The following is an 11692-nucleotide window of genomic DNA, read 5'->3' on the forward strand; positions in this document are numbered from 1 at the left end:
CCACAGACGCTGAACACTGTTCTACGCTATCACCCGTATCCGCATGTTAATCGGCATTATGCAAAGGAGCTTGCATGGCAGGTCCACTGAACACGAGCATTTTGGGCTTGAGCCTCTTGGCGCTTCTCACCGCGTGCGGCAAGGAGGGTCCTAAGGAACCTTTGTCCCCCAGGGTGTATGTGCAGCAGGTGAGCACTCGAGAATTCGCCCCCCCCATTCAACTCAGCGGTGATATTCAGGCTCGGGTCGAAACCCAGCTGTCATTTCGCGTAGGTGGCAAGATTATCGAGCGCAAGGTCGATGTGGGTGACCATATCAAGGCCAATCAGGTGCTCGCACGCCTCGACCCCAAGGACTTGAAGATCCAGGTCGAAACCGCTCAGGCCAGCGTCAATGCGCAACAGGCTCAAGTGGTGCAAACCCGCGCAGCATTTATTCGTCAGCAAAAATTGCTGCCAAAAGGCTATACCAGCCAAAGCGAATACGACGCCGCCAACGCCGCCCAGTTGAGCGCAAAAAGCGCCTTGGCTGCAGCGCAGGCACAGTTGGCCAATGCCCGCGAACAACTGAGTTACAGCAACCTTGAAGCCGAGGCGCCCGGCGTTATCACGGCGCGCCAGGCCGAGGTAGGACAAGTGGTGCAGGCCACCATGCCGATTTTCACCCTCGCCCGCGATGGTGCACGGGATGCGGTTTTCAACGTGTATGAATCGCTGTTTATCGAGCCGCCCAAAGACCCCACCGTGCAGGTCACGCTCTTGAGTAATCCGACGATCAAGGTCAACGGCCAGATCCGCGAAATCACGCCCACCGTGGCCGCTCAAAGCGGCACGCTGCAAATAAAGGTGCAACTGGATGCATTGCCCAAAGGCATGGACCTGGGTTCGATTGTCAGCGTCAACCTGACACCGCCTCCCAGTCGCAGCATCGAGTTGCCGTGGTCGGCACTGACCAAGGACATCAGCGAGCCCGCAGTGTGGATCGCCGACGATCAAAACAACGTGCGCCTGCAGCGGGTCAAGGTCGGGCGCTACCTGACCGGCAGCGTAATCGTCAGCGAAGGCCTCAAGGATGGGGAAAAAGTCGTGGTTGCAGGCGGGCAACTGTTGCACCCCGGCATGAAGGTTGAAATCGTCCCTGCTCCAGCCGAAGGAGTTCAACTATGAGGCGTTTGTGGATGATGCCCTTAGCGGCCGCCCTGTTGGTGGGCTGTTCTGAAAAACAGCCGCCCGAACCCATTCGACCGGCGCTGTATGTGGTGGCGCAACCCGAACTGGCGCAAGACTTGGGACGCTTTGCCGGCAATATCGAAGCTCGCTACGAAAGCACCCTGGGCTTCAGGGTTCCGGGGCGCATCGTGCGCCGGTATTACGACGTGGGTGCGGTGGTCAAACAGGGGGACATTCTGGCCAACCTCGACCCCACCGATCAGCAAAATCAGTTGCGTTCGGCTCAGGGCGATCTGGCCAAGGTGCAAGCGCAATTGATCAACGCCAAAGCCAACGCCCGTCGCCAGCAAGAGCTGTTCGACCGTGGCGTGGGTGCCCAGGCTCAGCTGGACACGGCACAAGCTGATCTCAAGACCACCCAGGCCTCGATGCAGCAGGCGCAGGCGGCGGTGAGTCAGGCCCAGGATCAGCTCAGTTACTGCAACCTGCGCGCCGACCATGACGCCGTCATCACTCAATGGCAGGCCGAGGCCGGGCAAGTGGTAAGCATCGGCCAGGAAGTCGTCACTCTGGCACGACCTGAAATCAAAGAGGCGGTGATCGACCTGCCGGGACCGCTGGCCGAGGCCTTGCCTAAAGACATCGAGTTCCGCGTCGCTGGTCAGCTCGACCCGAACATCAACACCAGCGCCCATATCCGCGAAATCGCTCCGCAGGCCGACAGCGCAACCCGCACACGACGTACCCGCCTGACACTGGACTCGACCCCGGCGGCGTTTCGTCTTGGCAGCTCAGTCAGCGTGACCGTAAGCAGCCCGATCGCCGAGCACTTTCAGTTACCACTGACGGCCATGCAAGAAACCGATGGCCACACCCGCGTGTGGATCATCGACACGGCAACCCATGCCGTCAGCCCCCGTGATGTCACGGTTCTGCGGCGCGATGCACAAAGCGTGTTGTTGTCTGGCGGCATAAAAGCCGGCGACATGGTGGTCAGTGCAGGCGTACACAGCCTCACCCCTGGGCAGAAAGTCAGACTCGATAAGGAAAGCTCGCAATGAATGGGAAGTTCAACCTGTCCGAGTGGGCCCTGAAACATCAGTCATTCGTCTGGTATTTGATGTTTGTGGCGGTGGTGGCCGGGATTTTCTCGTACATCAATCTGGGGCGTGCAGAAGACCCGTCCTTCGCCATCAAAACCATGGTAATCCAGACCCGATGGCCCGGCGCCACAGTCGATGAAACCCGGCTGCAGATCACCGATCGCATCGAGAAAAAGCTCGAAGAGCTGGATTCCCTCGACTACGTGCAAAGCTATACCCGCCCCGGTGAGTCAACGGTATTTGTGTTCCTCAAGGACACCACCAAGGCCGATGCCATCCCGAATATCTGGTATGAGGTGCGCAAGAAAATCGGCGACATCCGCGGCGACTTTCCCCAAGGTATTCAAGGCCCGGGGTTCGACGATGAGTTCGGTGATGTCTACGGCACCATCTTCGCCTTTACCGGCGACGGCTTCACCATGCGCCAGCTGCGCGATTACGTGGAGCAGGTGCGCACCGGCATCCGCGATGTACCCAATCGCGGCAAGGTGATGACCATTGGCGAGCAGGAAGAAACCTTCTACCTCGATTTTTCAACCCGCAAGCTGGCAGCGCTGGGCCTTGATCAGCAGCAGATACTTGAAAGCCTGCAAGCACAGAACGCCGTAACCCCCGCCGGGGTCATCGAAGCGGGCCCCGAACGCATGTCGGTCCGCACGTCAGGCCAGTTCCACAGTGTTGAAGACCTGGCGGCGGTAAACCTGCGGGTCAACGACCGCTTTTACCGGCTGGCCGACATTGCCGACATTACCCGAGGCTACGTCTACCCTGCTGCGCCGATGTTCCATTACAACGGCAAGCCTGCCATTGGCCTGGCGATCGCCATGATTGATGGCGGCAACATTCAGGAGTTCGGCAAGCAACTGCAGGAGCGCATCGATGAACTGACCGCGCAGTTGCCGGTGGGTGTGGGCGTACACATGGTGTCCGATCAGGCGCAGGTGGTTGAAGAAGCCGTGAGCGGCTTCACCAGTGCGCTGTTCGAAGCCGTAGTGATTGTACTGGCGGTGAGTTTTATCAGCCTGGGCCTGCGAGCCGGCTTGGTGGTGGCGATTTCGATCCCGCTGGTTCTGGCGCTGGTGTTCGTGTTTATGGAGTTCACCGGCATTGCCATGCAGCGAGTGTCACTGGGCGCGCTGATCATCGCCCTGGGCCTGCTGGTGGACGACGCGATGATCACGGTGGAGATGATGATCACGCGCCTGGAGCTGGGGGAGACCAAGGAGCAGGCAGCCACCTTTGCCTACCACTCCACGGCCTTCCCGATGCTCACCGGGACCCTGGTGACGGTGGCAGGGTTTGTTCCCATCGGGCTGAACAACAGCTCGGCGGGGGAATACACCTTCACCCTGTTCGCGGTAATTGCCGTGGCGATGCTGGTGTCATGGGTGGTGGCGGTACTGTTCGCGCCGGTGCTGGGCGTACACATTCTGAGCGCCAAGGTTAAACCCAAGTCCGAGGAGCCCGGGCGTCTGGCCCGGGTTTTCAATACCGCCCTGCTGTGGTGCATGCGCAATCGCTGGTGGACCATCGGCGCCACGGTGCTGATGTTTGTCCTGTCGGTGTTTGGCATGGGGCTGGTGCAGAACCAGTTTTTCCCGGCATCCGATCGCCCCGAGATCCTGGTAGACCTGAACCTGCCGCAAAACGCTTCAATTGAGGAAACCCTCAAAGTTACCCAGCGTTTTGAAGAGTCACTCAAGGGTGATCCAGATATCGTGCGCTGGAGCTCGTACATCGGCGAGGGTGCAATCCGTTTCTACCTGCCGCTGGACCAGCAACTGCAAAACCCCTTCTATGCCCAGCTCGTCATCGTCAGTACCGGGCTTGAAAGCCGCGATGTTCTGGTGGAGCGCCTGAACAAACGCCTGCGCGAAGAGTTCGTGGGGATCGGCAGTTTCGTCCATACCCTGGAACTGGGGCCGCCCGTAGGGCAACCGTTGCAGTATCGGGTCAGCGGCAAAGACATCGACCTGGTGCGCAAGTATTCGATCGACCTGGCCACAGTGCTCGATGCCAACCCCAACGTCGGCGAAACCATCTTCAACTGGAACGAACCCGGCAAGGTTCTGCGCATCGACATTGCCCAGGACAAGGCCCGCCAGTTCGGGCTGTCGTCCGAAGACGTGGCCCATGTGATGAACAGTATCGTCAGCGGCGCAGCTGTCAGTCAGGTCAAGGACAACATCTACCTGATCAACATCGTCGGGCGGGCCAACAGCAGTGAGCGCGGCACTCCCGAAACCCTGCTCAACCTGCAAATCAGCACCCCGAGTGGCACCTCGATTCCGTTACTGGCCTTTGCCACCGTGCGCTACGAGCTGGAGCAGCCGTTGGTATGGAGCCGTGACCGAATCCCCACCCTGACCCTCAAGGCCTCGGTGCGTGGTTCGATGCAACCCACCGACCTGGTGGCCCAACTCAAACCTGACGTCGACAAGTTCGCCGACAGCCTGCCCCAGGGCTACACCTTGCAAACCGGCGGTACAGTGGAACAAAGCGCCAAGGCTCAAGGCCCGATCGCTCAGGTAGTGCCATTGATGCTGTTCTTGATGGCAACGTTCCTGATGATCCAGCTGCAAAGCGTGCAGAAGATGTTCCTGGTGGTGAGTGTCGCGCCGCTGGGGCTGATCGGCGTGGTGCTGGCGCTTGTACCCACCGGTACGCCAATGGGCTTTGTGGCGATTCTGGGGATTCTGGCGCTGGTGGGCATCATCGTACGTAACTCGGTGATTCTGGTGACCCAGATCGATCAGTACGAGCGCGACGGCTATGACCCGTGGCATGCAGTGATGCAAGCCACCCAGCACCGTCGCCGACCGATCCTGCTAACCGCAGCAGCGGCCAGCCTGGGCATGATCCCGATTGCCCGTGACGTGTTCTGGGGGCCAATGGCCTACGCCATGATTGGCGGCATCCTGTCGGCCACCTTGCTCACGCTGCTGTTCCTGCCAGCGCTGTATGTGGCCTCGTACAAGATCAAGGAGAACAAAGAGCCGCCGCCTGCCCATGTTTGATTCTTCCTGTGGGAGCGGGCTTGCTCGCGATGCAGACAACGAAGTGTTTCAAGGACACTTCGTTGATGCCTTCGCAAGCAAACCCGCTCCTGCAGAGGCCAGGATTGTTTGGAATATCCGAATACCGGTATCAAACCAGCGGTCTTTATCTGCCTGAGCGCACATGTGAGTCTAGCCCCACGCCTTTTCCACAACGGAGTGTTGCCATGAGTTATTCACAACCCAAAGTCGCCATTGTCACGGGCGCTTCACGGGGCATCGGGGCCGTAATTGCCAAACAGTTGGCAGGCGAAGGTTTTGCCGTGGTCATCAACTACGCCAACAGTGCAGGCGAAGCCACGCGGCTGGTCGCACAGTTACGTGAAGACGGGCATGAGGCGATCGCCGTGCAGGCGGATGTGGCCAGTGCCGCTGATGTGAAGCGCCTGTTCGATGAAGCGGAGCTGCAACTGGGCAAGGTCGATGTACTGATCAACAACGCGGGTGTACTCAACGTGTTGCTGCTGGCCCAGCACAGCGACGAGATATACGAACAGACCTTCAATATCAACACCAAAGGGACGTTCAACACCCTGCGCGAAGCCGCTACCCGGCTGAACGGCGGTGGCCGCATCGTCAATTTTTCGAGCAGTACGGTGGGCATGAACCTGCCGGGTTACGCGGTGTACATCGCCAGCAAGGCTGCGGTTGAATCGTTGACCCAGGTGTTTGCCAAGGAGCTGCGCGGGCGGCAGATCACCGTTAACGCAGTGGCTCCGGGACCGGTGGCGACGGAGCTGTTTTTACAGGGCAAGACCGAAGAGCAAATCCAGACGTTCTCCAAGATGCCGCCTCTGGAGCGTCTGGGCAAGCCACAAGACATTGCCAATATCATCTCGTTTCTGGTGAGCCCGGCAGCAGACTGGGTCAACGGGCAGGTTTTGCGGGCCAATGGCGGGTTGGTATAGGCAAAAGCAGAGCGCCCTCACCCTGACCCTTTTCCTGAGGGATCGGGTGAGGGGCTTTTAACGCTGCGCCTGACCCTGCTGCATCACCCACTGCACCACTTGCGGCATCAAGGTGTCGCTGGCCTGTCCAAACCCTGCAACCACCCCCGGCACCAATGGATTACTGAGCGGCTGACGTGCTTCAAACCGTTTGGAGGCAATCACACGCTGGTCGCTGCTGCGCACCAGACGGGCGTTGTACTGGATCAATACTTCAGGGCTTTTGCCGTTGTAGTGGGTCTGGAACGCCAACAACTCCCCACCCAACTCGTAATCGGCATGCAGGTTGCTGTCGTCGGTGCTCAGCCCTTGAATCCGCCCATCCTGCAAGAAGGCATCAAGCAGACGATTGCGTAGCAACACGGGCGCAGTATCGCTCCAGCGGGCGCCCTTGTAGTTGCTGATCAGGTTGCCCTCGGGCACCACGGCAATGTTCTGGTTGTTCAAGGCGCCGCTGGCCATCGGCTTGTCCAGACGCAATGACCACTTCACTGGCGCGCTTTGGCTGGCGGCAATGGGCGCTTGCGCAGCGGGCAGCCGATAGACGTCGACCATCTCGGGCTTGGGCAGAATCGAACAGGCGCTGAGCAGGCTCAGGCTGGCCGCAAACATGATAGAACCTGCCAGGCGATAGGTACGCTTCATGGAGTGAATTCCTTGTTCTGTTCGCGGCCTAGCAAGTAACCGCTTGGATTGGCTTCCAGGCGCCGTGAGATCGAGCGCAATGTGCCGAGTGTTTCGCGCAATTCGTTGACCGCAGGGCCCAGTTGATTGAGCCCCTGAAGGCCGTTGTTAAGCGACTCCTCATTGCTGTTGATCAACGTGTTGATGGTCGCGCTGCTTTGTTCCAGCGACTTCATGGCGCGGTCTGCGCTGGCGAACATCTGCTTGCCGTCGCTGCTCAACAGGCCGTTGGCGTTGCGCATCAGTGCTGCGGTTTGCTCCAGCGTGGCACTGGCCTGCTTACCGACCTGGGCCAGCTGTTTCAGGGTCTGGCTGATATCACCGCGCTGACCGGAAATTGCCGAGGTGGTTTGCTCGAGGTTATCCAGCGTCTTGCTCACGCGGTTGACGTTGTCTTCGGAAAAGAGCTGGTTGGCGTTGTGCAGCAGCATGTTGACGTTGGCCATCATGTCGGTGCCGTCAGTGAGCAGACGGGCAATCGGTGACGGCGAAGCCACGATCTCCGGGAGCTTGCCGTCCTTGCCCTTGAGGTCCGGGCTATTCGGGTCGCCGCCACTGAGCTGGATGATCGAGGTGCCCGTAACGCCAGTCAGCGCCAGCTTGGCCTTGGTATCGACCTTGACCGGCGTGTTGGCGGCCAGACGGATGCGCGCCAATACACGGCGCGGATCCTTGTCGTCGAGTCGCAACTCGATGACGTCACCCACCTTGATCCCGTTGTATTGCACCGAGCTGCCTTTTGACAGGCCGCTGACGGCTTCGTTGAACACCACTTCGTAATCCTTGAACGTGCTGTCCATGCTCGCCTTGGCCAGCCACAGGCCAAACAGCATGGCCCCGACGACAACCAGGACACTGAACAAGCCGATCAATACATGATGGGCACGGGTTTCCATGTCATTGCTCCTTACGCTGGGTTGCCGCTTCATATGCGGCGCGGCCACGGGGGCCATGGAAATATTCGTGAATCCAAGGGTCGTTGAAGTCTTCGACCTCGCGGATGGGTGCCGCCACCAGCACCCGTTTTTGCGACAGCACAGCCACCCGGTCCGTGATGGTGTACAGCGTGTCCAGGTCATGGGTGACGAGAAACACGCTCAGGCCCAGCGCATCGCGCAGGGTCAGAATCAGTTGGTCGAATGCCGCCGCACCAATCGGATCGAGCCCGGCGGTGGGCTCATCAAGAAACAGGATGTCCGGGTCCAGCGCCAGCGCTCGGGCCAGCGCGGCGCGCTTGACCATCCCGCCCGACAACGAAGACGGGTATTTGTCGGCGGCCGACAACGGCAGTCCGGCCAGCGCCAGCTTCACGCATGCCAGGTGCTCAGCATCAGGACGGCTTAACCCTGCGTGTTCAATCAGGGGCAGGGCGATATTTTCGGTCACGGTCAGCGAAGAAAACAGCGCCCCTGCCTGGAACAACACGCCAAAACGCCGTTCGATCCGTGAGCGCTCGGCCTCGTGGAGGTTCATCAAGTCCTGGCCAAACACCCGCACTTGCCCTTCAGTGGGTCGACGCAAGCCGACAATGCTGCGCAGCAGCACCGATTTGCCAGTACCGGAGCCGCCAACCACGCCCAGGATTTCGCCTTTGTACACATCAAGGTCGAGGTGTTCGTGCACGCTTTGGCTGCCAAAGCGGTTGCACAGATCACGCACCTCGATCACCGCCTCGCCGGGCTTGCGCAGGGAAGTACTCACCAGCCCATCTCCATAAAGAACAACGCGGCTACGGCGTCGAGGACGATCACGATAAAGATCGATTGCACCACGCTGGACGTGGTGTGGGCGCCGACCGATTCGGCGCTGCCGCTGACTTTAAACCCCTCAAGGCAGCCCACTGCAGCGATCAAAAAGGCAAAAAAGGGCGCTTTGGCTATGCCCACCAAAAAGTTCTTAACACCGATGTCGGAGTGCAGGAGCGAAATAAACATGTCCGGGGAAATACCCAGCGAGATGACACACACCACGGCGCCGCCAAGGATGCCCGCCATCATGGCCAGGAAGGTCAGCAGCGGCAGGGCGATCAACAGGGCCAGAACCCGCGGCAGCACCAGCAAGTCCATCGGATCGAGGCCCAGGGTGCGAATGGCGTCGATTTCTTCGTTGGCTTTCATTGAGCCGATTTGTGCCGTAAAAGCACTGGCCGTTCGACCCGCCAGCAGAATGGCGGTCAGCAACACACCGAATTCCCGCAGGAAGGAAAACGCCACCAAGTCAACGGTGAAGATTCCCGCACCAAAGCTGGCCAGCACCGTAGCGCCGAGAAAGGCCACCACCGCGCCCACCATAAAGGTCAGCAGCACCACGATCGGCGCGGCGTTGAGGCCGATCTGCTCAATGTGTGCCACCACTGGCGTGATGCGCCATTGCTTGGGTCGAAACAGATTACGCGCCAGAGTTTGCAGGATCAGCCCGATAAAGCCCAGCAATTGCAGGGTGTCTTGCCACAGTTTGTAGACCGCGCTGCCGATACGGCTCAGCAACAGGATGCCGACGTTCTGCGGTGCGACTTTGACCGGCACACAGAAATCACGCATTGAGGAATAGACCGTTTGCAGCAAGGCGCGGTCGGCGGCGGGGAGCTTTTGTGCGGTTTGGGTCAACTGGCTGACGCGCTCAGCGCCCAACAATTCCACCAGCAGTGACGCACCCGCCGTATCGATACCGGTCACCGCATCGAGGTTGATGGCGGTCTGCTCATCGTATTTGCCCACCAACTGCTCGGTCTGCTGCTTGAGACGAGTGTAATGGGCAAGGGTCCAGTCGCCGCTGATCAGCAGCCGCGCCGGATTACTGGAAGTGTCTAGTTGGGCATTGCCCGCCATGGCCGTAATAGTCTTAAGCTCCCAGCTCAGTACGTTGAAACGCAGACCTTATGTAATAGCACAATCCTGCAAAAGTGTTTCAGTTTGACGGAACAACCGCAGGCACAGATTGATCTGGGTTAACCCGAAAGCGCAAAACGCCAATCATCTGTCCATCTTCAGTCAGCACCCTGACTTGCCAGCGACCCACCGGATCGGGCGGGAAATTCTGCTTGTGGGTCCAGGCGCGATAGCCCTCCTTGCGCCCGCCATGGATATCCAGGGCGATGCGATCGACTTCCTGGCCATTGAGTTGCCACACGTGATAAATGCGTTCGTTCAAGCCGCGCGGGGCGTTGATCGAGGTGTACGCGTACAACCCACGGCTACGTAGCTCGCTGACGCTGATTTGCTCGATGCTCTCGCCCGGTGTGCGGTCTTGCAGCTGGGTCGTGACGGCCACTTCGGTCATCCACAGTGTGGCGGGCGGCACCCAGGAGCGCAGCAGCCAGCCGGAGCCGCCCAGGGCAAGAACAATCAGTGGCAGCACCAGCCAGCCGCGCCAGGTCTTCAATGGCAGGCTCACAGCCAGGCTGGGGATTGACAGCAGCACGGCGGTACCCAGCGCCAGTTTGTAGCTCTGGGCGGTGGTCAGATTGAGGATGACCGGCAACGCTGTCAGCATCGCGGCGAACAGGGCGAGGGTGTGCAGCGCCAAAAATAGCCAGCGCCGGGGGGCCAGCCATTTGTAATACAGAGGGTCAGTGATGGTGATCAGTGCGCACACACCCAGTAGCCCGGTAAAGACAAGCTGCCCGCTGTTCCAGGTGGTGGTGATAAAGAAAAACGGCAATACGAAAAACAGACTTTCCTGATGGATCATCTGGGTCGCATAACGCAGCAGCGGCGGGGGAATTTCACGCTTGAATACCCGGCTGAATAGCTGGGTCAAGCTGTTTTCCAGCATCAGCCAGACCCAGCTCACCAACAGGATCACGGCGATCCAGCGGGCCATGCCTTGCTGACGGTCCACCAGAATAAAACTGCCCACGCCCGAGCAAAAACCAAACGCCGCAATGAGCCCTGGATAGCGCTTCATCAACTCAAGGACGCGCTGTATGTGGAGGTTCCAGTTAGGCATTCGGCGGTTCACATTCTGTATAGGAAATATCCTCGACAGAATACATGTAGCCGCTGCCGAAGGCTGCGGCTACATCGGGTGTTTTAACGCACGCTGCTTTCGAAGCGGCTGGCGCCGGTCAGTTCCAGTACCAACTCGTCGCCCACATTCAGCGGACCAACGCCCACCGGAGTCCCGGTCATGATGACATCGCCCGCTTGCAGCGAGAAACACGCTGCCATGTGCTGGATCATCGGCACAATCGGGTTGAGCATCAGGGCGCTGCTGCCGTCCTGGCGCACTTCACCATTGATGGTCAGGCGAATGCCGATGTCGGCCAGATCAGGAAAGGTGCTGCTCTGTACGAAAGGGGCCAGTACACAGGCGCCGTCGAAAGATTTGGCGATTTCCCAAGGCAAACCCTTGCCCTTGAGCTCGGTCTGCTTGTCGCGCAGGGTCAGGTCCAGCCCCGGAGCAAAACCGGAGATAGCATCCAGCACTTCTTCAGCACTTGGGTTATTCGACAAAGGCTTGCCGATCAGCACCGAGATTTCTGCTTCGTAGTGCACGGAGCCGCGTTCGGTCGGAATCGTGAAACTGCTGTCCAGTGGAACTACACAACTGCCCGGCTTGATGAAAAGCAGGGGTTCAGACGGGATCGGGTTGTCCAGTTCCTTGGCGTGTTCGGCATAGTTGCGGCCGATGCACACCACTTTACCGATAGGAAAGTGAATCCGGGTACCGTCGACATACTGGTGCTGATAGCTCATTGACCGACTCCGCTGATGGATGCTGATTGTGTGTGT

The 11692-nt window shown here is 59.3% G+C and carries 10 protein-coding genes; 4 read left to right on the top strand and 6 right to left on the bottom strand.

The window, feature by feature from the left end; genetic code table 11:
• Positions 1–74: 74 nt before the first annotated feature.
• The 4 genes from TU76_RS22975 to TU76_RS22990 all read left to right on the top strand — a co-directional run bounded on the left by TU76_RS22975 (position 75) and on the right by TU76_RS22990 (position 6236).
• A complete protein-coding gene (locus tag TU76_RS22975; protein WP_019828288.1) occupies positions 75–1166 on the top strand; it encodes an efflux RND transporter periplasmic adaptor subunit in 1092 nt (363 codons plus the stop codon).
• Positions 1163–2230 carry an efflux RND transporter periplasmic adaptor subunit gene (locus tag TU76_RS22980; RefSeq protein WP_019828289.1) on the top strand — a complete coding sequence of 356 codons (1068 nt, stop codon included), beginning with the start codon at positions 1163–1165 and terminating at the stop codon, positions 2228–2230. The genes TU76_RS22975 and TU76_RS22980 overlap by 4 nt, the downstream gene beginning before the upstream one ends.
• The gene (locus TU76_RS22985; RefSeq protein ID WP_019828290.1) at positions 2227–5289 is read left to right on the top strand and encodes an efflux RND transporter permease subunit; all 3063 of its coding nucleotides are present in this window, start codon (positions 2227–2229) and stop codon (positions 5287–5289) included. Before TU76_RS22980 ends, TU76_RS22985 begins: the two co-directional genes overlap by 4 nt.
• Positions 5290–5495: 206 nt before the next feature.
• The gene (locus TU76_RS22990; RefSeq protein ID WP_048352558.1) at positions 5496–6236 is read left to right on the top strand and encodes an SDR family oxidoreductase; all 741 of its coding nucleotides are present in this window, start codon (positions 5496–5498) and stop codon (positions 6234–6236) included.
• Between the two features lie 57 nt (positions 6237–6293).
• Here the strand turns inward: TU76_RS22990 and TU76_RS22995 are convergent, their stop codons facing one another.
• The 6 genes from TU76_RS22995 to TU76_RS23020 all read right to left on the bottom strand — a co-directional run bounded on the left by TU76_RS22995 (position 6294) and on the right by TU76_RS23020 (position 11656).
• Positions 6294–6920 (bottom strand): ABC-type transport auxiliary lipoprotein family protein, encoded by a 627-nt coding sequence (locus TU76_RS22995; RefSeq protein WP_019828292.1) that lies wholly within the window; start codon positions 6918–6920, stop codon positions 6294–6296.
• Positions 6917–7855, bottom strand: coding sequence for an MlaD family protein (locus TU76_RS23000; protein ID WP_019828293.1), 939 nt, complete (start codon positions 7853–7855; stop codon positions 6917–6919). The genes TU76_RS22995 and TU76_RS23000 overlap by 4 nt, the downstream gene beginning before the upstream one ends.
• A gap of 1 nt (position 7856) precedes the next feature.
• Positions 7857–8648: an ABC transporter ATP-binding protein gene (locus TU76_RS23005; RefSeq protein WP_173667411.1), complete on the bottom strand. Its 792-nt coding sequence runs from the start codon at positions 8646–8648 to the stop codon at positions 7857–7859.
• A gap of 8 nt (positions 8649–8656) precedes the next feature.
• Positions 8657–9787: an ABC transporter permease gene (locus tag TU76_RS23010; protein WP_046808817.1), complete on the bottom strand. Its 1131-nt coding sequence runs from the start codon at positions 9785–9787 to the stop codon at positions 8657–8659.
• Positions 9788–9866: 79 nt separating this feature from the next.
• Positions 9867–10907, bottom strand: coding sequence for a DUF5924 family protein (locus TU76_RS23015; protein ID WP_019828296.1), 1041 nt, complete (start codon positions 10905–10907; stop codon positions 9867–9869).
• 83 nt (positions 10908–10990) lie between these two features.
• Positions 10991–11656: a fumarylacetoacetate hydrolase family protein gene (locus tag TU76_RS23020; protein ID WP_019828297.1), complete on the bottom strand. Its 666-nt coding sequence runs from the start codon at positions 11654–11656 to the stop codon at positions 10991–10993.
• Positions 11657–11692 lie beyond the last annotated feature (36 nt).

Source organism: Pseudomonas psychrophila, from assembly GCF_001043005.1.
Lineage (GTDB): Bacteria > Pseudomonadota > Gammaproteobacteria > Pseudomonadales > Pseudomonadaceae > Aquipseudomonas > Aquipseudomonas psychrophila.